This is a genomic window from Stutzerimonas kirkiae, assembly GCF_004327335.1.
GTDB classification, from domain to species: domain Bacteria; phylum Pseudomonadota; class Gammaproteobacteria; order Pseudomonadales; family Pseudomonadaceae; genus Stutzerimonas; species Stutzerimonas kirkiae.
In genome coordinates, this window is the sequence record NZ_QJUO01000002.1 from 170,057 (window position 1) to 191,568 (window position 21,512).

The 21,512-nt window shown below is 56.6% G+C and carries 25 protein-coding genes, 1 tRNA gene and 2 pseudogenes; 10 read left to right on the forward strand and 18 right to left on the reverse strand.

Annotated elements, in window-relative coordinates; translation table 11 throughout:
- Window positions 1-20 precede the first annotated feature (20 nt).
- Genes DNJ95_RS02325 through DNJ95_RS02340 form a run of 4 tightly spaced genes read left to right on the forward strand, consistent with a single transcriptional unit; the run spans window position 21 to window position 2,068 of the window.
- Entirely contained in the window at window positions 21-926 is a 906-nt protein-coding gene (locus tag DNJ95_RS02325) for a recombination directionality factor (RefSeq protein ID WP_131183107.1), read from the forward strand.
- 53 nt (window positions 927-979) lie between these two features.
- Window positions 980-1,477, forward strand: a complete 498-nt coding sequence (gene radC / locus DNJ95_RS02330) for a RadC family protein (RefSeq protein ID WP_124188979.1) — start codon at window positions 980-982, stop codon at window positions 1,475-1,477.
- Between the two features lie 18 nt (window positions 1,478-1,495).
- Complete coding sequence (locus tag DNJ95_RS02335) at window positions 1,496-1,684, forward strand: hypothetical protein (protein ID WP_131183108.1); 189 nt, start codon at window positions 1,496-1,498, stop codon at window positions 1,682-1,684.
- A gap of 48 nt (window positions 1,685-1,732) precedes the next feature.
- Window positions 1,733-2,068, forward strand: a complete 336-nt coding sequence (locus DNJ95_RS02340; protein ID WP_131183109.1) for a hypothetical protein — start codon at window positions 1,733-1,735, stop codon at window positions 2,066-2,068.
- Window positions 2,069-2,072: 4 nt separating this feature from the next.
- Here DNJ95_RS02340 and DNJ95_RS02345 read toward each other — a convergent pair whose 3' ends face one another.
- The gene (locus DNJ95_RS02345; protein WP_131183110.1) at window positions 2,073-2,420 is read right to left on the reverse strand and encodes a helix-turn-helix domain-containing protein; all 348 of its coding nucleotides are present in this window, start codon (window positions 2,418-2,420) and stop codon (window positions 2,073-2,075) included.
- A gap of 136 nt (window positions 2,421-2,556) precedes the next feature.
- On the opposite strand from DNJ95_RS02345, the gene DNJ95_RS02350 reads away from it, so the two are divergent.
- On the forward strand, window positions 2,557-2,919 hold the full coding sequence (locus DNJ95_RS02350) for a hypothetical protein (RefSeq protein WP_131183111.1): 363 nt from the start codon (window positions 2,557-2,559) through the stop codon (window positions 2,917-2,919).
- Between the two features lie 38 nt (window positions 2,920-2,957).
- Window positions 2,958-4,157, forward strand: a complete 1,200-nt coding sequence (locus DNJ95_RS02355) for a toxin-antitoxin system YwqK family antitoxin (protein ID WP_131183112.1) — start codon at window positions 2,958-2,960, stop codon at window positions 4,155-4,157.
- A 153-nt stretch (window positions 4,158-4,310) separates the two neighbouring features.
- Here DNJ95_RS02355 and DNJ95_RS02360 read toward each other — a convergent pair whose 3' ends face one another.
- From DNJ95_RS02360 to DNJ95_RS02385, 6 genes and pseudogenes are all read right to left on the reverse strand, one after another.
- Entirely contained in the window at window positions 4,311-4,793 is a 483-nt protein-coding gene (locus DNJ95_RS02360) for a hypothetical protein (protein ID WP_131183113.1), read from the reverse strand.
- Between the two features lie 53 nt (window positions 4,794-4,846).
- Window positions 4,847-4,981 (reverse strand): annotated as a pseudogene (locus tag DNJ95_RS19640) (type II toxin-antitoxin system RelE/ParE family toxin); the annotation flags it as partial.
- Window positions 4,982-5,102: 121 nt separating this feature from the next.
- Window positions 5,103-5,348 (reverse strand): type II toxin-antitoxin system prevent-host-death family antitoxin, encoded by a 246-nt coding sequence (locus tag DNJ95_RS02370; protein ID WP_131183114.1) that lies wholly within the window; start codon window positions 5,346-5,348, stop codon window positions 5,103-5,105.
- A 125-nt stretch (window positions 5,349-5,473) separates the two neighbouring features.
- A complete protein-coding gene (locus DNJ95_RS02375) occupies window positions 5,474-6,421 on the reverse strand; it encodes a YagK/YfjJ domain-containing protein (protein ID WP_131183115.1) in 948 nt (315 codons plus the stop codon).
- A gap of 327 nt (window positions 6,422-6,748) precedes the next feature.
- Window positions 6,749-6,976, reverse strand: a complete 228-nt coding sequence (locus DNJ95_RS02380; protein ID WP_131183116.1) for a helix-turn-helix transcriptional regulator — start codon at window positions 6,974-6,976, stop codon at window positions 6,749-6,751.
- A 48-nt stretch (window positions 6,977-7,024) separates the two neighbouring features.
- Window positions 7,025-8,512: a helix-turn-helix domain-containing protein gene (locus DNJ95_RS02385; RefSeq protein ID WP_131183117.1), complete on the reverse strand. Its 1,488-nt coding sequence runs from the start codon at window positions 8,510-8,512 to the stop codon at window positions 7,025-7,027.
- Between the two features lie 169 nt (window positions 8,513-8,681).
- Here DNJ95_RS02385 and DNJ95_RS19155 point away from each other — a divergent pair, with 169 nt between their 5' ends.
- Complete coding sequence (locus tag DNJ95_RS19155; protein WP_165491545.1) at window positions 8,682-9,353, forward strand: hypothetical protein; 672 nt, start codon at window positions 8,682-8,684, stop codon at window positions 9,351-9,353.
- Between the two features lie 244 nt (window positions 9,354-9,597).
- Here the strand turns inward: DNJ95_RS19155 and DNJ95_RS02395 are convergent, their stop codons facing one another.
- Window positions 9,598-10,005: a DUF6088 family protein gene (locus tag DNJ95_RS02395; RefSeq protein ID WP_131183118.1), complete on the reverse strand. Its 408-nt coding sequence runs from the start codon at window positions 10,003-10,005 to the stop codon at window positions 9,598-9,600.
- A gap of 318 nt (window positions 10,006-10,323) precedes the next feature.
- On the opposite strand from DNJ95_RS02395, the pseudogene DNJ95_RS02400 reads away from it, so the two are divergent.
- Window positions 10,324-13,041: pseudogene (locus DNJ95_RS02400) on the forward strand (AAA domain-containing protein).
- Between the two features lie 93 nt (window positions 13,042-13,134).
- Here the strand turns inward: DNJ95_RS02400 and DNJ95_RS02405 are convergent.
- The 5 genes from DNJ95_RS02405 to DNJ95_RS02425 all read right to left on the reverse strand — a co-directional run bounded on the left by DNJ95_RS02405 (window position 13,135) and on the right by DNJ95_RS02425 (window position 15,668).
- Window positions 13,135-13,374, reverse strand: a complete 240-nt coding sequence (locus tag DNJ95_RS02405; protein WP_131183215.1) for a type II toxin-antitoxin system Phd/YefM family antitoxin — start codon at window positions 13,372-13,374, stop codon at window positions 13,135-13,137.
- A 116-nt stretch (window positions 13,375-13,490) separates the two neighbouring features.
- Complete coding sequence (locus DNJ95_RS02410; protein WP_131183119.1) at window positions 13,491-13,724, reverse strand: type II toxin-antitoxin system ParD family antitoxin; 234 nt, start codon at window positions 13,722-13,724, stop codon at window positions 13,491-13,493.
- Window positions 13,725-13,985: 261 nt separating this feature from the next.
- Window positions 13,986-14,786 (reverse strand): DUF5677 domain-containing protein, encoded by an 801-nt coding sequence (locus DNJ95_RS02415; protein WP_131183120.1) that lies wholly within the window; start codon window positions 14,784-14,786, stop codon window positions 13,986-13,988.
- Between the two features lie 118 nt (window positions 14,787-14,904).
- Window positions 14,905-15,162 (reverse strand): hypothetical protein, encoded by a 258-nt coding sequence (locus DNJ95_RS02420; protein WP_131183121.1) that lies wholly within the window; start codon window positions 15,160-15,162, stop codon window positions 14,905-14,907.
- A 26-nt stretch (window positions 15,163-15,188) separates the two neighbouring features.
- Window positions 15,189-15,668, reverse strand: coding sequence for a hypothetical protein (locus DNJ95_RS02425; RefSeq protein WP_131183122.1), 480 nt, complete (start codon window positions 15,666-15,668; stop codon window positions 15,189-15,191).
- Window positions 15,669-16,137: 469 nt separating this feature from the next.
- On the opposite strand from DNJ95_RS02425, the gene DNJ95_RS02430 reads away from it, so the two are divergent.
- Entirely contained in the window at window positions 16,138-16,425 is a 288-nt protein-coding gene (locus DNJ95_RS02430) for a type II toxin-antitoxin system TacA family antitoxin (RefSeq protein ID WP_131183123.1), read from the forward strand.
- Window positions 16,422-16,922: a GNAT family N-acetyltransferase gene (locus tag DNJ95_RS02435; RefSeq protein WP_131183124.1), complete on the forward strand. Its 501-nt coding sequence runs from the start codon at window positions 16,422-16,424 to the stop codon at window positions 16,920-16,922. The genes DNJ95_RS02430 and DNJ95_RS02435 overlap by 4 nt, the downstream gene beginning before the upstream one ends.
- Window positions 16,923-17,115: 193 nt before the next feature.
- On the opposite strand, the gene DNJ95_RS02440 is transcribed toward DNJ95_RS02435, so the two are convergent.
- The 5 genes from DNJ95_RS02440 to pheS form a co-directional block, all read right to left on the reverse strand.
- Window positions 17,116-17,192 (reverse strand) — tRNA-Pro (locus DNJ95_RS02440).
- 128 nt (window positions 17,193-17,320) lie between these two features.
- Window positions 17,321-17,677 carry a MerR family transcriptional regulator gene (locus DNJ95_RS02445; protein ID WP_131183125.1) on the reverse strand — a complete coding sequence of 119 codons (357 nt, stop codon included), beginning with the start codon at window positions 17,675-17,677 and terminating at the stop codon, window positions 17,321-17,323.
- Window positions 17,658-17,960, reverse strand: coding sequence for an integration host factor subunit alpha (gene ihfA, locus DNJ95_RS02450; protein ID WP_131183126.1), 303 nt, complete (start codon window positions 17,958-17,960; stop codon window positions 17,658-17,660). The genes DNJ95_RS02445 and ihfA overlap by 20 nt, the downstream gene beginning before the upstream one ends.
- 4 nt (window positions 17,961-17,964) lie before the next feature.
- Window positions 17,965-20,355 carry a phenylalanine--tRNA ligase subunit beta gene (gene pheT / locus DNJ95_RS02455; RefSeq protein ID WP_131183127.1) on the reverse strand — a complete coding sequence of 797 codons (2,391 nt, stop codon included), beginning with the start codon at window positions 20,353-20,355 and terminating at the stop codon, window positions 17,965-17,967.
- A 25-nt stretch (window positions 20,356-20,380) separates the two neighbouring features.
- On the reverse strand, window positions 20,381-21,385 hold the full coding sequence (pheS, locus tag DNJ95_RS02460; RefSeq protein WP_131183128.1) for a phenylalanine--tRNA ligase subunit alpha: 1,005 nt from the start codon (window positions 21,383-21,385) through the stop codon (window positions 20,381-20,383).
- Between the last annotated feature and the right edge of the window lie 127 nt (window positions 21,386-21,512).

The following is a 21,512-nucleotide window of genomic DNA, read 5'->3' on the forward strand; positions in this document are numbered from 1 at the left end:
TCGTTTCGAGGAGAACCACCATGCTGAAAGGCCTGGCAATCACCCCGCCCGTGCTGGGGCGCATCTCCATCGGCAGGGTCGTCGAGAAGAACGGCAAGCGCCTGCCGGAGAAAGACGACCAGTTCACCATCACCTCCCAGGTACAGAACAAGGATGGCTGGCTGCTGCACCCGCTCAACGACGAGTTGCGTAAATCCCAGGAGAACAAGCTGCGCAGCATCCCGATTCGCCTGCTGTTCAATGAGCCGGAGCTGAACTTCCGCGCCGACTACACCCTGTTCGACCGGCAGACCGGGCGCCCGCTGTGTGTCGGCAACGGAGAAACCTGCAAGCGCCTGGGCAAGGACGGCATCCAGTCGCTGCCTTGCCCCTCGCCGGATGCCTGCCCGCTGGCCAAAGGCAATGCCTGTAAACCCTACGGCCGGCTCAACGTCGTGATCGGCGACGACGATCCACTGGGCAGCTTCGTGTTCCGTACCACCGGCTTCAACAGCATCCGCACCCTGGTCGCCCGGTTGCAATATTTCCGGGCCATCTCCGGTGACCGGCTGGCGTGCTTGCCACTGGAGCTGCGCTTGCGCGGTAAATCCACCCGGCAAAGCCACGGCACACCGATCTTCTACGTCGATATCACCGTGCGCAGCGGCATGGCGGTCGAAGAAGCCCTGCACGCCGCCCGTCAACTGGACGAAAGCCGCCAGGCTGCCGGATTCGACCAGGCCGCCCTGGATGCCGCCGCTCGACAGGGGTTCGGCAACGGCACCTTCGAGGAAGACAGCGAGGACGGCGGGAATGTCGTCGAGGAGTTTTTCCCCGAAGCAATCACTCCCCCGGGTCAGCCGGAAGCATCCGCCGCGAGGCCTTCTCTCGCCGAGAAGCTGGAATCCCAGGCCAGGCGCAACACCCACTCCCCCGCTATTCAGTAACCATCAACAGGTAGCGAGCCACAAGCGGCTTGCTACCCGCAGGAGCCCGCTCCATGAAATTACACAAACTCAAGGCCGGCGAAATCGCTGGCAGCTACATCATCGACTCTCCCGTCACCGAAGCCGACATCCTGCGCCTGGCCTTGCAGTTGGCCGCTCGGCGCATGGCCAGAGGCAAACCGCTGACCGATCCCCTGCAGGTCGCCGAGCATCTGCAAGTACTGCTGCAGGATCATGAGCACGAGGTGTTCGCCTTGCTGCTGCTCGACAGCAAGAACCGGGTCATCGGTTTTCAGGAGCTGTTCAGAGGAACACTGGATGGAGCCAGCGTCTATCCGCGCGAAGTGCTCAAGACCGTGCTCGAGCACAACGCGGCGGCCGTGGTTCTGGTGCACAACCATCCTTCCGGCGATCCGGCCCCCAGCCAGGCAGACCGCCGCCTGACTCGTACGCTGAAAATCGCACTCGACCTGGTAGGCACCCGCACGTTGGATCACATCGTGGTCGGTCGCGAAGGCTTCGTATCCCTGGCCCAGCAGGGCTACCTGTAGCGGGAGGAGGAAAGTGTCATGCACCTGCTCCGCTTCCTGGCCCTGCTGTTCGCACTCATCGGCATCCTGGCCAGTTGCGCAGTCGCCGTCGCACTGCTGGTGCTCGCGCTGCGTTTCTGGCCGGTACTGCTGATTTTCGCCTTGGCAATCAGCCTGTTCGGCTGGCTCCTCAAGCGGGTCGGAGTCCGCATCACATCGCGGCGTTGATCCACGACGCCCGTACGCCTGCATTTTCAATCGAGAGGAACCCACACCATGACCATACGGTGCCTGATCTGTAATTCATCCGTCATACTTTCCCAAGAGGAAGCCCAGGCCATCGCGCTGCTGATAGGGCTTCTCGAAGGCTTTCTGAAGGGTATTCAAGGTGCGTCCAGCGCAACACCTGGGGGCGCTGTTGCAAGCCCGCTTGGGCATACCCTCAGCATGATGGTCGAGGGCATATCCGGCGCGGCATCGAACTGGGCAGACACCCAGGACTTCGCCCGCGAGCACAGGAAATACCATTTCATGGGATATGACCGCCTCTGCCTGCGTTGCGGAGCGCTGTTCGACGACTCGCCCAACGTCGAGTCACCACCTGATGGCTGAGCATTCAGCCGCGGGCCAGACGTTCCACCAGGCTTTCCACCACACCCATGACGAGTTGCCGGTCGTCACTGTCCAGCGTGGCCAGCAGGGATCGGAGGTGGCGGGCCTGATCTTCGGGACGGGCGCTCGCTTCGGTCAGCAGATCGGCCGTCTCACACCCGAAAATCTCCGCAAGCGCGACTAGCCGTTCAATGTTGGGTATCACGATCCCACGCTCGATGCGTGACACCGCCTCATTGCCAATCCCCAGGCGCTCAGCCACCTGCTCCTGGGTGAGTTCACAGCGGACACGTTGCCGAGCGATCGCCCGGCCAACCAGACCCGCCAATGTCTTTTCATCAATTTCCAGCATGGCGCCCTCCATTCGACTTTTATGGTCGAGCACCACCCTCTTGACATGAAGGACTCTACAGATCGAGGATCACCCCAAAAGGTTGAAAATCAACTTTCTGTAAACACGATTCCACCATCAGGAGTACGGAGACAACATGCTGGTCATCAACGGACTAAATGAAGTGCAAATAGAAGGCTTGTTAAAAAGCAAGGCATCCTTCGAGGTCGTTGGCCTCAGAGGAAATTTCATGGACGGGATCAAGCTCGTCGAAACCAAGGTAGAGGCCCTTGGCATGAAGTGCCGAGTCAAAACAGATATCAAGGGATCACTGATCCAGGGCGGCGCCCTGGGTGCAGTTTTCAGCGTGATGTCCACACCCGCCACATTGACCCTGGTCACATTGACCGCAGCAGCAGGCGTTGGCCATGCGCTCGCGACTTACAACCCGGATTACGAAATCGTAAAAGACTACGTGAACAAAAAGCTCAAAGTCATTTACAAGAAACAGCTTAAGTAATGCGCAATACTCCTTATTCACAGAAGAAACAACCAATCATGAAGAAATCAATCATCGCTTTCCTGATCGCAGCTTCCATTGCGGGCTGTCGATCCGAAATAGACCATGCAGAAACCGTTATCAGGAATGGGCTGGTCTATAAGTACGGCGACACCGATCCGTTCAGCGGCCAGGTATTGAACATTCCGTCTGGACTCCCTGGAATATCAGCACTGTGTAACTCCACGATAGAAAAAGGCCGTAACAGTGGACAAAGCGAGTGTTTCTACAATGGTCAAAAAGTGTATGAAGTCGAGTACCGGGCAGGCAACAAGGATGGAGCCGAACGAGTATTCGATGCCAAGACAGGAAACAAGATCTCCGTCAAGAACTGGAAGAATGGTCGCCAGGACGGTGTGGAAGAGCAATATCTGAATGGTAATCTGGTGTCGAAAAAAGCATACAAGGATGGCAAGCCGGATGGGGAGGACACTCGCTGGAGCGGCGACGGGAAGACCGTTCTGACGAAGCTCACATGGCATGCAGGAAACAAACAAGATGGCTTCTTGGAAGACTCCGAAGGGAAGTATAACTACCTGAACGGCCAGCTACACGGCACACAACTCAAATATGGCTACATAGTTGGAAAGCTGAAGCGATATACCTCTGCCGAGGAGAACTACGGCAATGGCAAGCTCGATGGCGTGCAGAAAAAGTTCGTGAATATCCTGCACACCGACATCGTCCAGCAGGAGTCGGAAATCATCTATGACAAGGGCGTTGCCCTTTCCGGCTGGATGAAAAAATTCGACTCGGTCAATGGAACGGTCATCCAAGAGATCAAACTGACTCAGTCACCGCACAGAAGCGACGAGGATTTCTACAGCGGCTACCCCGGAAATCTGGTGCCTGATGGCGTGTTGAAACGAGAGGATGCAGAGGACGAAGAGGTCTGGGCCAATGGCGTAAAAGTTAAGTATTCCTACAACTACGGAGAGCCGAGCTTCCATGTACTGGAGAGCACAACGCCTCGCGAAACATACAGAGAGGTATCCAGTGCCGAATACATTGCCTATGGAGTATCACCCTTTCACGAGCCGAGTATCGCGAAGAACCAGCCGTCCTCAATCTCGAATAGCGAAAGTTGTATAAACGACTGGATCACGGCTTACCGCAATGAAGTCGGAGAGGATGCCTTGGTTACGAGTGAACAGTTTGGCGAGTGGGATGACTGGTGTAGCGAAGGAAAACACCCTTAACGCCTTAAATACCTTAGATTTATCTAATCGGGGCTGGCAGGCCCCGATTAGATAAATGATTTTTTCTTTATAAAATAAAGCAAAAAGATCCGTAAAAGCCAAGAACATGCCCTGACCACCGCACCAGCCAATATAGATAGAAAGTGTATAGTATTATCCAGCGCTAACCAATAAAAGCACTGCAGAAACAAGCAGCAAAAACAGCCCGCATGCCTTGGCGCATTTGGCATTTCTGCTTGGATCAAGCACCGAAGCAAAGTGCTGATTCAAGTTAGAAATATGAATCAAATGATCGCAGAGCACCGAAACCTTTTCTCGAGTTATTGGCTTTTGCTTTGCAACTTCGTATCTTTGCTCTGCGCATTCTCTGAGATAAAAATACTGCCCCCTCCTCCGTCGAATAAAACCAGCTCGAAAGAAATTTATATCACAAAGCAAAACACCAATAAAAGCGCACATGGCAGAGCAAGCCTGCAGTGACAACTTTTGTCCGTTTCCCTGTGCGCCAAACCAGTCGAAAAATTCAGGATTCTTCAAGATAGCCGCACAACTCAATATAGCTATCAGAAGCCCAAAGAAAACCTCTTTCTCAGGCACTGGAACGGGATATTCTCGCTGAAGATACTCTTTATTCATAAATCCCCCAATACAAATATTACATTTACTATTCGTCAATCCAAGGCAACCGATTAGCACTTATTCGCCGATTGATAGACTGCGCCGCGCTCGCGCTTACCCACCGAAACCACCACCACGACCACCCGCTCATCCTCGACGCGATAGACAAGGCGGTAACCGGAAACCTGCAGCTTGATTTTTCGCGCAAAGCGTCGGCATGCACGTGTGGCCTCTCCAAGCGCTCCCTGAGCTTCTTATTGATCTGCTCGCGCACCGTGATAACCAAGTTTCTCCCATTGCTTCAAGACGGAAGGCAGGAGCCCCAGTTTAAAGGTTATCCAGGCTCACCGGGATGGCTTTCTCCCCAGTTCGCGCCTTGGCGATCTCGACCAGTCCCAGGTCTTCCAGGCGCCCCACCATCGACTCGTACAACCCGGCCGGAACCAGGTAGCCCATGACACGATTGTGGTTGAGCACCGCAACCGGCATTCCGTCCGCATTGGCCATGACCCCGGATGGATTTTTCTTCAATTCGGACACACTGACTGCGATGTCGGCGAAAATGCTCTGCATATCAAGCCCCTAGATTTGGTCTTTATTTTGGTCATAAAAGACGATGCCGGCATGCATCCACGCTGGGCGGCCGTTCACACTATTGCCCAGCATGGAAAATACGCTGCAACAGCGTGATGCAGGCATCAGAAAACCTGCCCCTTACGCAGGCACCTGGCCCCCTGAGGCTTCAGCAGGAGCTGTTGATCATCTTTGACCAGATAGCGCACGACCTGGTGGACGTTGTCGCGAGCCTTGCGATCATTTCGGCGAAGGGTGCCGACCCCACACCGCTCCCCATAGCGTGCCTTGTCATGGTTGCAGCTATGGAAACACCCCTGACCGCGAGTGATGTGCTCCCACAGCTCGCCGATCTGCTGAGCCTTGTAGAGGTCGCCACGTATCTCCGCACCGTTGAAGAAGAAAGCTGCATGGATGTGGTAGCCCCGGCTCTCCCCTTGCTCCACTGCGCAGATGTAGCCCGTTAGATGCTCGAAAATCGGGTTGCGCACACGCTCGGCCATCAGCCTGTCCAGATCATCGAAGACGTGCTCCGCCCGCAATCGTGCTCGGGCTACCGAGAGGTAGAACAGATCGATCCTGACCACCACGCTCCGCGAGTAACGATCGAGCACGGAATCAACGTAATCGACGATTCCGGTTTCCTGCTGTCTGGCCTGGTAGCGATGGTCATCGTTCCTGCGTAGATACCGGGGTTCTCGAATCAACTGGCGGATCCGGGCGACCAGGACGTTCATACTCTGGTAATGATCCAGGTAGTCCGTTCCCTCTTCGTCCAGGCAGACAGGGCCGCGAGGGCTGCGCTCCAGCCCAACATCCTGGCAGGCCTCCCAGAACGCCTGGAGGTGTTCGCTGTAGCGGTACGCATAGTGCTCGTCGAACAGGTCGATCATCTGCTGGATATGATCGAAGTAGCGAGAGAGCCGGGTTCGTTCGATCAGCTTGAACCCCGAGCGTGTTGGCTTGAACCTGAATGCCGGCGTGTCGTGGCTCTCGATGGCCTGGACAAGTCGTTGAATCTGGATGGCAATATCGGATTGCGACAGGCGAGCATGGATGGGGCGCTTAGTCATGGGAATGTACCTGATGGTTTAAGACATACAGGTATGGGGATGTGTATTTTTTAACCGATGGCCTATTCCCTGGGTCAGAGCCAGATAATGCTCAGGATACAGATGCCTCCTATGACAATGACTGGATAGATAGCTATCTGCTATTTCAATAGAACCAGCCAGTCCGCCATTGACTTCCCTAGCCAGGCAGGGCAACGAGGAGCCACATTGCCACGCCTGCCGGGAAAACGCCCCATCAACCATCTGAGTGAGTTAGCTGAGGTTGCAACTCAGCCGGCATAAGCGTCATGACCAGCCGTAGCCAGCCATGACGCCGATAATTGACGATCAGACAACCGTCCCCAGGCGGCCAAATCGGCCTGGGGACTTCTCGGCCGAATCGCGTTCCTCGATCCTTGCCAGGATCCAGTCGTGTACCTCGCTTTCGACCCAGGCGACGCAACGTTCCCCCAACGAGACCGGCTTCGGGAAGGTGCCCTCTCCGATGTACTTGTAGATGGTCGACCGGGCCAGGCCGGTCGAATCGATGACTTCTTTCAGGCGAATGATCCTCATGAGCAGGCTCCTCTGTTAGCTCAGAGGATCTGCTGACAGAGGTTTTTTTTACTGCAGCCCCAACGCCCTTCTTACCCTGCGTGGCAGACTGGCCAATCCGAAATCCAGGCGGTTCTGCAAGGCCAACTCGGTTTCATTGGCTTTCGGCCCGATGGCCACCACTCCCCGCTCAACCTCATGCAGCACCGAGAAACGCCCGAGTCCCCCGAGTGCCGGCTGACACAAGATCGTGATCACGCGGTAACCGAGATCGCTCATGGCCGGCAGAATGCGAATATCCGCCGCCTCGAACTCAACCCAGTCCGCCTGGCCGAATCGCGCTAGATACTCGCGCGCAATCTCCATTGCCAACGCGTAGATGCACGTACAGGTCTGCCCTGCCTCGCCGCCCGCGCCATCCTTCAGATCACTGACCGCTTCGCCACCACTTCCCGTTTTCAGTTCGGGATCGATTTCGCTTGCCAGCGCAGGTTTCGGCGCCTTGATGAAATCCCTCTCAATCCACGCCCTCAACTCAGCGTCCTCAATCGGCTTATCCGAAGCCAATTTCTGCCAATGTAGCGAGAGCAGGTGAGAGGCGTACCGATATAGCAAGTGCTGAAACAGGAAAAAGACTTTCTCCGGCTGCCCCATCAAGAGGCGAAGAAGACTGGCTGGCGTTTCCAGCCCATTCAACTGCCCCTTCACGGCATTACTACAATCGCCGTGCAGCACATCCGCGTGGGTGAACTTCTTGCCCTCCCAGTCATGGGTTATATGAACGGCAATGGCTCCCTGCGGCGTGAGCGCATCGACATTCAGAAAGTAAGTACTCTCGATCCTGCCTGCGGCAAAAACCTTGCTCGACAGGCCGGGGATATGCCGCCGAATCAGCCCCAGCATCATTAGACGAGCAAGACGGGTCTTCACTTGCTCAGGATGCATGCCCGTGAGCTTCGCCAGTTCTGGAACCCCTACCTGCACTTCACCGAACCGGTCTGAGCGTGAGAGCAGCACCGCGAAAAGCAGGCGATTGCGGGTACTCAGTCGCCCACGCCCACCGGAAAGCTGGTGCTTTCCCCTCTTAGGCTTCGTAGCGGCTTTGTCCTGGTCGGACGTTTCGGATTCCTGGGACACCCTAGACCCGTTTAGCGCTCCCCGTTTTGCTGCTCTATCCAGCTCGCTTCCGAGCACAGCAAAGGCCATGTCCGCCTTCGAGAACAGGATCTGCAATAGCTCGGCGTGCTGCGGATACGTGCGATCTGCTAGTTCGGGCTCATTCCCCAGGCACGATGCGTATGTAACCTTCCCCCGCCCTCTGAGTCCATTCCGCGGGGCGACACATCGCTCCAGCACACCCGCGTCGACCAACTCGCTCAACGCAGCGGAAACGACCGTCTCATCCAAACGAAGGTGCTTCGCAAGCGACTTTACGCTGAGGTCTTGCCATGGCTCATGCCTGTACTCCGGCCCAGCAATGATGACCTCCAGCAGAAATCGGGCGTCCGGGCCACATGCGGAAACCACCGTTGAAAAGCGCTCAAAATACAGATCCATGTCGAATCAAAATCAGAAAAGCAGATATTTTACACTCTGTATTTTCATACGAATTTTTATTTTTCTGTTACTGATAACATACACGCGTAACATTTTTCAGAAAAATAGAGCATCCCGAAAGCCGCTCACGCCCCTGAGCGGCGCTTTCATGGAGAAACGGAGAGCGACCGTGCCTACAGCAGACAAGATTCGCTGGCTGAAAAAAGAGAACGCCGAATGGCAGTGGGTGTGCGACTACATAGAGGGTAACGCCAACCCGGCGATTGCCGAGGACATCAGGAATATCCTCAAGAACAGAGAGCCCAGCCATGAGGTCATCGAGGAGATCATTCGACACCTCACAAGGACTGAGCGCGGTCGTGACTTTATAAAGCGCCTCAGAAATGCCCTGCGCCAGCACAGGTATCGTTCATCTGAGAAGGGCAAGATAATCTGCACCTTTGCCCTGCCAACCAACACCAAGAAGGCACTGCGCAAAAATGCAGAAAGGCTGGTCAAGAGCGAGAGCGACCTCGTTGACGAAGCCCTCAATCAGTCCGAGAGGCTGATTGAGGAACACCGGCAGCGGGAACAACGGCTTGAAAAAGCGCGCGAGCTTGAGCGCAAACGAGCGAAGCAGCGCATCGAGCTACTCAGGGTCAAACACCACGAAGCGATGAGGCAAATCCAGATGCTAGCGACACGCCTCTCCATCTGGGAGCTGGCTCTTGGGGCGGAGCATCCCGATATCAGCGTCGATCAGGCCATGCTGGCCGATACAGCGAAGGAAAAGACCAAGGCCGTCAAGAAAGCCATCAAAACCGCTGTGGCCAGGTGGGACTTTCTCCAAGCGAGGGTATGACAGCAGAGATATCCACGCCCACGTAACGCCCCAGTAGTGACCGAGCCCTGATTTCAAATTCAGGATGAAGTTCTTCGGGTGGTCGTCGCGGTTACCACCGCAGAACACCAGATGGGTTACGGGATACTCCATGTCCAGCAAGGCGCGCAAGGCATCCGTGACGTGGATATCCTTCTCCAGGATGCTGGCAGTCAGCAGGCCGACATCGAGTTCAGCCTATACCGCCTCGATCAGTTCGGCCTGATCAGGCGTGATGGCTTTCATAGGCTACCGTCTGTTTGCCGAAGCCCAGCTTGCGAGTAATCCGGCGGCGCCCGGTGTCCAGCACAATGCCAGCAGCCACTTGCTGGGAAATACCCGAGTTGTATTCGCGCACCGGCTGAGAAGGCTTCACCTTGACACCAAGCTTTTGCAGAACCAACGGTGCCAACACCTCTAGGGGTTGCACAGGGATGGGGTTACCGGTCAACGCACTGGGCTTAGCTTTGGCGAACACACCCAGTCCCAGCTTGACCAGCACACCTTCAGCAATGAGCTGCCTCAAGGCTCTGGAGAGCTGGGCCGGGCTGCCAAAACGAGCGAACTCGGAACGCAGGAACACATTGTCCTTGCGCAACGCGATAGCCCTTTTCAAGCGTTCTTCGGTAATCATGCTGTCTCCCACCTACCCATATAAAATAAACAATATGTTGTTTATTAAAGGATTTTTATCACAAAAGATGCTCATGACGTAGCAGAGTATACGTCACTCAAGATGCTGACCCCACCTGAGCACCATCGCTCCCGCAAAGGATTCGATCAGTTGCTGATCGTCAGCGGCCACGGGCAGGCTGACCATGACCAACCGCATGAGCCATGCTATCGATCATGCACGCAATGATGGCAAGATGATCCCAATTGGAGAAATGTCGGCATTCGATGTTCGGCGTGAGGCGCGGCAAGATGCAGTACACATACGGATAATGGACGCATGGTTTCGATTCAGGTGGAAGGTGAGGACAAGACCGCTAAGATCAGCGACTGGTCGATTTACTGGAGCGACAAGTACGAAACTCTGCTACTCACGTGTCATTACCCCTCCAAGAAAACCTACACACGCCCTCTCAGCGACTGCCGTATTTCTCCCGCCCGCGAGCTGGGCAAGATGTTGCTGACCAAGCCCGGCAGCACAATCGTCACGCCCATCGCCAAGGCGACGATCTACGGCGAGCGGTATGCCGTCGTGCACTATCCGGACGCCGACAAGCCCTATGTCCACAAGATGGACGGCATCGGTTTTGCCGCGCCGACGGCGATGAAGGATGCACCGGTCTTCCACTATTTCTCAGCCGTGGCGAATGCCCGGCAGAATTGCGCCACGTCGAAAACCGACCGTGAGATCGCCGCCAATGTCGTGCGCCAACTGGAGAAGCTACCCTCCAGCGCCGACACTGCCTTGCAAGCCTACTGTACCGGGCGCAACGGCACGCTGGCGCCGGGTCGGGGGCTGATCTATCCGTTCGGCCTGAACGAGAGCCAGCTCGCGGCGGTCGAGCAAGCGTTCCGTGCGCAGGTCAGCGTGATCGAGGGCCCACCGGGAACCGGAAAGACCCAGACCATCCTCAACATCCTTGCCAATATCCTGCTGTGCGGACAGACGGTAGCGGTGCTGTCCAACAACAATGCGGCGGTGGAAAACGTCTACGAGAAGCTGGAGAAATGTGGCCTGGGCCATCTGTTCGCCAGACTCGGCAACCAGGACAACCGCAAGGACTTCTTCGCCGACCTGCCGCCTTGGCCATTGAGCGAGCCCGAGCCCGCACCGACGCTGGACGAGATTCAGGCCCTGCTGGCCCGCGTGAAGCAGCACTTGCACGATCAAAATCGGGCGGCGCAACTGCAGGTCGAACTCGATGAGCTGACCATCGAGCGACGCTACCTGCAGCAATGGCAGGCAGAAAGCGGCGTGCAAACCGTCGCCTCACTGGACAGATACGGACTGTCGCCGCGCAAGACCGCTGACCTGATGGCCTACCTGAGCCATCTGGGTGAGCAGCGCATCCGCCTCAAGGATCGCATCGAGCTACTGTTCAACTTCAGGATCTTCCGCGCCAAGCCGTTTGCCCAAGGCGATGCGCGCCTGGCCGTTTTCCATGCCCTGCAGATGCACTATTACGACAAGGCGCTGTGAGACAAGGACGCGGAGTTGCAGGCGTGCCGCGAATCGTTGGCGCGCGGGAACTTCGAAGCCTCCCTGGAGGTGTTGAGGACGGCGTCGATGCGCCACCTGAAGCAGCATCTGCAACGTCAGGCACGACCGTCGGACAACTTCGATGCCAAGACGTACCGGCATCCGCAACAGTTCGATGCCTTCGTGCGGCGTTTTCCGATCCTGGGCAGCGGCACGCATTCCATCGTCAACTCGATCGCGCCGGGGGCGATCCTCGACTACGTGATCATCGACGAGGCCTCGTTGCAGGACATCGTGCCGGGCATTCTGGCGCTGGGCTGCGCGAAGAACCTGATCGTCGTCGGCGACAACCGCCAGTTGGCGCACATTCCCGTGAAGCTGGGCCTGCAGGCGCCCGCCGAGGCCTACGATTGCGAGCGCTACAGCCTGCTCGATTCGTGCATCGGCGTGTTCAAGGAGGCGCTGCCCAGAACCCTGCTGAAAGAGCATTACCGCTGCCATCCCAGGATCATCCAGTTCTGCAACCAGCAGTTCTACGACAACGCGCTGGTTCCCATGACCAAGGACAAGGGCGAAGCACCATTGCGCCTGGTGGTAACCGCCAAGGGCAACCACACCCGCCAGAACACCAACTTGCGCGAGCTGGACTCCCTGCTCAAGCTGCTCGACGACGAGGGCGAGCCGGTCGGGCTGGACGGCGACGGGCGCGGGTTCATCGCGCCTTTCCGGGATCAGGTCAACCTTTCCGGTACGCGCCTGCCGGCGGATTTCGTCAAGGACACCGTGCACAAGTTCCAGGGCCGGGAGTGCGACGAGGTCGTCTTCTCCACCGTACTGGACAAGAAACGCTACAACCAGGAGCGCAAGCGCCTGGACTTCGTCGATGACCCGCGCATGATCAACGTGGCGGTGTCGCGGGCCAAGCACCGCTTTACCCTGGTGACGGGCGACGAGGTGTTCACCGGCAATAACGGCCACATCGCGGCGCTGATGCGCTACGTCACCTATTACGCGCAGGACGAGCAGATCGTACGCGCGCCCGTGGTATCGGCCTTCGATCTGCTGTACCGGGAATTTGACCAATCCCTCGCGCGCTTGGACGCCCACTTGCGGCCCGAGGATTCACGCTACAAGTCCGAGCAGATCGTGGCGCAACTGCTGCGCGAGGCGCTGTCCGAACCGTCGTGCCAGGCGTTGATGTACCACGATCAGGTCAAGCTGGATCAGGTCGCATCACCGAGCAACCCGGATTTGACGCAACCCGAGCGGATCTTCATGAAGCGCGCCAGTTGCGACTTCGTGATCTATTTCAAGGTGGGCAAGACCCCGGTGGGGGTAATCGAGGTCGATGGCGGCACCCACGACCGACCCGATCAGGCAGCGCGGGACGCATTAAAGAATGACATCCTGGCGAAGAGTCGCATTCCCATCCTGCGTCTACGCACGGTCGAGAGCCGCATCGAGGAGAGAATCGGCGAGTTCATCGCCCAATGGGCCAGCGCGACGCCTAGCGTATGAGGCGGGAGCTGTCTAATGAGAGCCTCCGTAGGGGATGATTCTTCCAAAAAGGAAGTTGGTGATCCGACAGGGCAGGAATTCAAGCTTTATAAGTCATCCTGACTCTACTGGAATGCCCTGCTCGCCAGAGCGTGCTTTGATCACCTCAATCAACTCCAAGTCTTCCAGGCGCTCCATCACCTGCTCGTATAGCTTGGCAGGCACTAAGTAGCCCATCACACGGCTATGGTTGAGAATGGCCACTGGCATACCACCCGCTTCAGCCATAACTGCAGACGAACCCTTCTTCAACTCAGGAATGCTGACCATAACGTTGGCTAAGACATTTTGCACAATAAGGCCCTTTTTATGCCGAGCGCTGATCCCTTCATATCTAGGCTGCGTGGAGAATTGGCAGCGCCTCCCCCCCCGGATGACAAGTACCAATGGAATAACAGGCTTGACAATCATCATAGAGACTTCCGAACCCTGGCGCGCAGGGATTCGAAGTAGTCGCCATCCACAGGAGCAGTGGGAGCCGACTCAGCCCCGGCCAGTAGCAGACCACGTAGGTGCTGCCGATCCTGATCCTTGCGAATCAGCTCCCGCACATATTCGCTACTAGTGCTATAGCCTCGCCGGCTGACCTGGTCATCAACAAAGCTCTTGAGGGCGTCCGGCAGGGAGATGCTCATGGTACTCATGGTTTCGTCCGCCTTTGACAAAACTTGCCAAAGTATACACTTCTAGCTCTGCCTCGCCAGGTCACAACACAGTATCGAATTGCGATAATAAGAAACCGCCGTAATAAGCAGAGATAGCCCCAAAGCTGCAGCTCGCTACCGGCAGCAACCGGCCAGAAATTGCCTGTCAGATCCGGCGGTTTCTGCCCTCATTAGCAGACGCTCGTCGTTCGGAAAGGCCCTTTTTCTTGCTCTTGAGTAACCTGGCAAGCAGGCACATGGCTACAAGTGCATACTGCTTCTAGAATATTGCTTCACCGCATCGGCCAAGCTCTCCAGCATGCTTTTGCGGAACTCTCCTGTATCAACTTGAAATACGTTATCCATGGATTCTAATCCTTTGAGAAGAATCTCAGATGCACATAAGTAAAGACCATGCAGGTCGTCTACAATTGCCCCGCTTCGCACACCCTCGATTTCTTCGTCACATTCACTGCGAACGAATTGCTGATCCAAGTCGTGAATGTTTCCATGCACTGCGTCGCTGAAGACCGTATAGGCGGTCAGATACCAGTCATGAAGACCGGCTAGCTTGGCCATCTCTTCGGTTGATATGTTTCTGGCCTTAGTGGTTTTAGCGACATCCTCGGCCTCTTTGAAAGTCTCACTGCTAAAGCGTGATGCCAATGGCGTTCGTAGATTTAGTGACCAAAGGCGCGACTTAAATACCTTTCGTTTGACCTCACGTTCGCCGGACCGCACAAATGCTTCCGCCATACTTGAGTCTTTTGCGATCGCTGCCAAGGCAAACATTGATTCCAGTGCCGTTCGCAACAACGCCTTACATTGAACTTTATACCCATGCTCTGCCACGAGCATCGCTGCTGATGTGTTTGATACAGTCCTGGCAAAAAGCGCCATTACCAGCAGATGTTGCAGGCTGTCGATGGGAAACAGTCGGTTATGCTGTAGTTCTCGTGTTCTGGATTCGATCTGAGCATAAAGGGTAATCCAAATCGCGTACCTTTCCCTGACGTCCGCTTTCACAGCTCCGTAGTCAACTTGGTAAGTTGCATTTCCCATGCAGGCGTGTCCTAAGCTAAATTCGCATAAAGTGTGACCTACAGGGGCAGCTGGCGGTAATAAATCCATAGCGACCGGTCAGTGGCATCAGTTTGCAGTCTATTATGTCAGTCGCCTATCAGAGCTTGTTATAGATTTTTGCAGCGTAATCTTGAGCCGCTTTACGAATATCTTTCGGTGTACCAAGCATGGCCGGAAGGTCTTTTACACGTTCGTAGATTACTTCAAAAAGCTCATCTTTACTTGGTGTATAATTTAGCGATTTCAGGTTTGATACGGCCCGGCGAAGTTCCTGTGTATCACTTGGGTGGGATGCAAACCAAGTCGGGCGTGAAGCCCAACACTCAATTGCCTGCTTAATCTCTTTCGCTGTCATGGCGCTCGTTTCCGTTGTGTTTATTTTCAATCAATTCGCTTTCCGTCTTTCCAGATTTCCAGTTCATAGAAATCACCAATAGCGATGGTCTCAGTGACTTTTGAAAACGCCTTACTCAGGAAGTTGACAAAGTAATTTTCCGGCGTGCTATCAGGATCAAGGGTCATATGTGTAATATTCTCGTACTCTGCCAGTATTCTGGCTCCTTCCTGCGGTTCAAGAGGGCTTACTGTGATTCCGCCCACGGCCCCAATATCGTCGATACGGTATGCGACAGCGGCCATCTGCTCCTGCTTTATTCTGTAATTTAGATAGCGCCTGCATTCTATCAGGATGACGCCGGAATCTCCGCTTCTGATCCCTTTGGCATCAATTTCCCAATTTGTTCCCGATTTTCCGGGAATAATTTGTTTGCCCTCAATACCTTCAAGACCAAACTCTGTGGCCAGCTCCTTGATAATGGACTGGGCCAGCTCTTCGTATGCGCGCCATTTGGGCTGAGGCATTGACTCCTCCCTTCTCCAGTTGCTTATGGTGCAGTGAATAGCCCCTAGTTTAGTAGACAGTCCCAAGCGTCAGCTTTAGGGCAGACACCTCCCTGCTGCAAGCGTCAGCTTTTGGCCGATTCTGTTGAAAACAGTCGGCCTCTGGGAGAGCTGCTTTTTAGCAGTTCAAAAAACGCTCAATTTTGGCGTTGCTGTGTAAAAATCAAGACAGCTCCGTCTTCTGCCTTCTGAGCAAGCCAGATTTCAACGCCCCCCTTTCGTGAGCAAAATCGCGGAGGGACTTTTTCAACAGAATCAGCCGAAAGCAGCCGTCGTCTGGCTAAAAAAGCACACCCTGAATCACTGATCCAAACGGTACAGGAAAGCATCTCCACGAAGCTCCTGGTGGCTATCAGTACGAAGAGACATTGATAAGGCACCACTTTGACGTACAATACTTCACATCTACCCTGGAGTGGAGGCTTTCGCCATGAACACAGCCACAGACACCAAACAGGAACGGATCAACCTCCGCCTGCAGGACAGCGCCAAGAAAACCCTGGAACGCGCCGCGAGCTTCGAGGGCAAAACCGTCAGCCAGTTCATCCTGAACAGCGCACTGGCACATGCCGAGAAAACCATTCACGAGCATGAGGTCATGAGCCTGAAGGCGAACGATGCAGAAGCGTTCTTCGATGCGCTGAGCAAGCCGGTCAGGTTCAACAAGAAGTTGGCCACCGTCCTTGAGAGTCACGAACAGCGTATCACCAGCCGATGAGCGAGCGAGTCGATCTGCTCATCACGCCATTGGCCACCAACCATCACCGAGCCGGCTTCCAGTGCGGCGTAAACGCACTGGACGACTACCTACACAAGCAAGCCGGCCAAGACGTGAAGCGCCGCGTTAGCCGGGTATTCGTCGCCACCACGTTGGAGCAGCCAGACGTCATCACGGGTTACTACACCCTTTCCAGCCTGTCGATCGAGTTCGACCAGCTTCCCGAAAAGCTTGCTCGCAGACTGCCCCGCCACCCACTCCCCGCCGCCTTGCTCGGCCGCCTCGCCATCAGCCAGGATGCCCAGGGTCGTGGCATAGGCGGATTGCTGCTAGCCGATGCCATCAAGCGTACGCTGGCCATCAGCAATCAGATCGCAATCTACGCCCTGGTCGTCGACGTCATCGACGACCAGGTTCGGGGATTCTACGAGCAATACGGGTTCTTGCCGCTTGGTTCGGATAGCCGTCGCTTATTCCTGCCACTGCAATCCTTTTAATCACTCGCCAGACAGGAACGCCCCTGCCGGCTCAGCTCACACAAAGCCCTCCACCGATCCCTCCTCACGGGTAGTGACCAGCGCAAAAATCCCCGGTGGGGCAAAAAGTGGGGCAAAATTCGGACGCCCTCAAAAACCACCAGGCATAAAAAAATCCAGTCACCGCTAAGTGACTGGATTTCTTGAGGTTTTTTGGTCGGGACGGAGTGATTCGAACACTCGACCCCTTGCACCCCATGCAAGTGCGCTACCAGGCTGCGCTACGCCCCGACACTTCGCTGCCTCTTCGGCAACGGGCGGCATTCTACATTAAGCATCTGAAACTGTGAAGATTTTTCTTGGCTGATACGTTACTGGAGCAAGCCGTTGAGTAACCAATCAGCCCTGAACGCTACAAGCTAAACCCGCAACACCAGCAGAACCTCCTCCAGTTCTGCGATCGTCTGTCTGATGAGTTGCTTGTACTGGGTGCTGTCATCCTGGGCAGCTTCTCCAGAAAGACGCTGCCTTGCTCCACCGATGGTAAAGCCCTCGTCATAGAGCAGGCCGCGAATCTGGCGGATCATCAGGACGTCCTGGCGCTGGTAATAGCGACGATTGCCACGTCGTTTCACCGGACTGAGCTGGGGGAACTCCTGTTCCCAATAGCGCAAGACGTGAGGTTTGACCAGGCACAGTTCACTCACTTCGCCGATGGTGAAGTAACGCTTGCCCGGTATGGTGGGAAGCTCGTCGTTATGACTTGGTTCCAGCATAGGCTTCTACCCTGGCCTTGAGTTTCTGTCCCGGGCGGAAGGTCACTACGCGGCGTGCCGTGATAGGTATTTCTTCACCCGTCTTGGGATTGCGTCCTGGCCGTTGGCGCTTGTCGCGCAGGTCGAAGTTGCCGAAACCGGAAAGCTTGACCTGCTCGTTCTGCTCGAGGGCCTGACGAATTTCTTCGAAGAAAAGTTCGACCAACTCCTTGGCCTCACGTTTATTCAAACCGAGCTCTTCATGCAGTCGCTCGGCCATTTCTGCTTTCGTCAGGGCCCCCATTGCGCTATTTCCTTAACGTTGCGTTGAACCTATCTCTCAGTAAGTCGAGCGTACCCTGCAGGGCACCGTTTATTTCGTCGTCATTTAGAGTGCGCGAAGGGTGTTGCCAGGTCAAGCCGACGGCCAGGCTTTTGCTGAGCGGATCGATCCCCTTGCCTTGATAGACATCGAACAGGCGCAGATCCGTCAAGTACTCCCCTGCCTCTTCGCGAATGGCACCAAGTACCTCATCGGCCGAAACGCTGCGCTCGACCAGTAACGCGAGGTCTCGACGCACTTCGGGGAAGCGCGACAGTTCGGAAAACTGCGGTAAACGCCCCTGCAGGATTTCCGGCACGAGCAACTCGAATAGATAGACCGATTGTTCGATGCCCAGTTCACTCGCCAGGCGTGGGTGCAGGCTACCGACGAAACCGACCAGGCGCCCTTCGCGCTCGATACGGGCCGTTTGCCCCGGATGCAAGGCTGGGTGCTCACCCGCGACGAAACGATAGGATGCAAAGTCCCCGGCTGCGGACAGCAATGCTTCCACATCCGCCTTGGCATCGTAGAAATCGAAGGATTCTCGATCGTTGCTCCAGTTTTCCGGCAACCGGGCACCACTCAACAGGCCACCCAGGACACGCTCCTGACGGAGGCCGTCGAGGCCGCCCTGCAATTGCCCGACAAAGCGCAGTCCCGCCTCGAACAGTCGTACCCGGGTACGCTGGCGATTCAGGTTGTACTGCAACGCCTTGACCAGGCCAGGCCAGAGCGATGCACGCATCGCCGACATATCCGCCGAGATCGGGTTGGACAGCAGCAGCGGCTGCAGGTCTGGCTGGAACTGGGCGAAGGATTTTCCATCGATGAAGCTGTAGGTAATGGCTTCCTGGTAGCCCCGCGCCACCAGTGTCTTGCGTAGGGCGGACAGTTCGATGGAAGACTCGGAACGAGCCGCAGGTGCCAGCCGCGCCTGCGGATAGCGAACAGGCAGGCGATCATAGCCATAGAGCCGTCCGATCTCTTCGATCAGGTCCACTTCCAGATTGATATCGAAGCGGTGGCTCGGCACTTCGACGGCCCAGACGCCAACAGCCTGTTCGGCGAGCTCCAGCCCCAGCGCGGCGAGCAGGCCGACGATCTGCTCTGCAGGCAGGGAAAGCCCCAGAAGCTGCTCGACACGCTCATGGCGCAAGGTAATCGGCGCTACGGATGGCAGCTTTTCCTCGGTAAGCGCCTCCTCGATCGGCCCTGGTTCGCCACCGACGATTTCCAGCAGCAAGGCCGTCGCACGCTCCATGGCGCGGCGTGCAAGCTGTGCATCCACGCCGCGCTCGTAGCGATGCGAGGCATCGGTGTGCAAGCCATAGGAACGGGCCTTGCCGGCCAACGCGATGGTGTCGAAGAAAGCGCTTTCCAGGAACAGGTCACGGGTGTCGCTGGCAACACCGCTATGTTCGCCGCCCATGACCCCGGCAATCGCCAGCGCCCGCCCGTGGTCGGCGATGACCAGCGTATCGGCACGCAGGGTCACTTTCTGGCCATCCAGCAGTACCAATTGCTCTCCGTCTTCCGCCATGCGTACACGGATGCCGCCCTGGATCTGTTTCAGGTCGAAGGCATGCAGTGGCTGGCCGAGTTCGAGCATCACATAGTTGGTGACGTCGACCACCGCGTCGATACTGCGAATATCCGAACGACGCAGGCGCTCGACCATCCACACAGGCGTCGGACGTGAAATATCGACATTGCGAATGACGCGGCCCAGATAGCGCGGACAAGCTTCCGGCGCCACGACTTCGATGCTGCGGGTTTCATCGTGCACGGCGCTCACCGGCGCGATCTCGAACGTCCGCACCGGCTCGCCATAGATCGCCCCGACATCACGGGCAAGGCCGGCGATGGACAGGCAGTCACCCCGGTTCGGCGTCAGACCGATCTCGATGCTGATGTCGTCCAAGCCAAGGTATTCACGAATATCCGCACCAACCGGCGCATCGGTGGCCAGTTCAAGCAAACCGTCATTCTCATCACTGATCTGCAGCTCGGAAGCCGAGCAGAGCATGCCATTGGACTCAATGCCACGCAGCTTGGCCTTCTTGATCCTGAAGCCACCAGGCAACTCGGCACCAATCGTCGCGAAGGGTATACGCAGCCCTGGCCGCACATTCGGAGCACCACAGACCACCTGGAGCGTCTGTACACCATCGCTGACCTGGCAGACACGCAGCTTGTCCGCATCCGGATGCCGCTCGGTACTCAAGACCTCACCCACCACCACGCCGCTGAAGGCACCGGCCACAGGTGTTGCCGAGTCGACTTCCAATCCTCGCATGGACAGACGGGCTACCAGCTCGTCACTGGAAACCCTGGGGTTCACCCAGCTACGCAGCCACTGTTCACTGAACTTCATTCTGCTCTCCTAGAATCCTGGGGCCTTAACGGAACTGCTCGAGAAAACGCAGATCGTTGTCGAAGAAGATCCGCAGATCCCCCACCCCATAGCGCAGCATGGCCAGGCGCTCCACTCCCATGCCGAAGGCGAAGCCCTGGTATTTCTCAGGATCGATCCCCGACATCCGCAGCACGTTCGGATGCACCATGCCGCAACCCAGCACTTCCAGCCAGTCGGCCTTCTGCTCGCCATTACGGGTCACCACACGGCGGATATCCACCTCGGCCGAAGGCTCGGTGAAGGGGAAAAAGGACGGACGGAAGCGCACTTCCAGATCGGCCTCGAAAAAGGCGCGCAGGAATTGCTCGATGGTGCCCTTGAGATCGGCGAAGCTTACGCCCTCGTCGATCAGCAGCCCCTCGACCTGGTGGAACATGGGCGAGTGGGTCTGGTCGGAATCGCAGCGATAGACCCGGCCGGGGCAGATGATGCGAATCGGCGGCTGCTGGGACTCCATGGTCCGCACCTGCACCGACGAGGTATGGGTGCGCAGCACCGTGGTCGGGTTGAAGTAGAAGGTATCGTGCATCGCCCGCGCGGGGTGGTGCCCCGGCATATTGAGCGCTTCGAAGTTGTGGTAGTCGTCCTCGACTTCCGGCCCCTCGGCGACGCTGTAGCCGATACGGGTGAAAATCTCCGCCATGCGCTCCAGGGTACGAGTGATGGGGTGCAGGCCGCCCGACTGCTCGCCCCGACCAGGTAGCGTGACGTCGATGCGCTCCTGCGCCAGGCGACTGGCCAGGGCCTCCTGCTCGAGAGAGGCCTTGCGCGTATTGAGCGCATCCTGCACCTGGCTCTTGGCGGCATTGATCAGCGCACCGGCCTTCGGCCGCTCTTCGGCGGAGAGCTTGCCGAGCGTCTGCATCAGCTGGGTCAGTTCGCCTTTCTTGCCCAGGTACTGTACCCGGAGCTGCTCCAGGGCGTTGATGTCACGACTTTCCTGCACGGCCGCAAGCGCTTGCGAAACCAGTGCGTCAAGGTTTTCCATTTACAACCTCCAGAGGCTCTTGCAGAACCACTCGAATCAGTCCGCGTGGTTCTGTAAAAGCCCCTCCCAGATACGAAACAGGGGAAGAGCACAAGGCTCTTCCCCTATCGGTAACGCTGCTACGAAT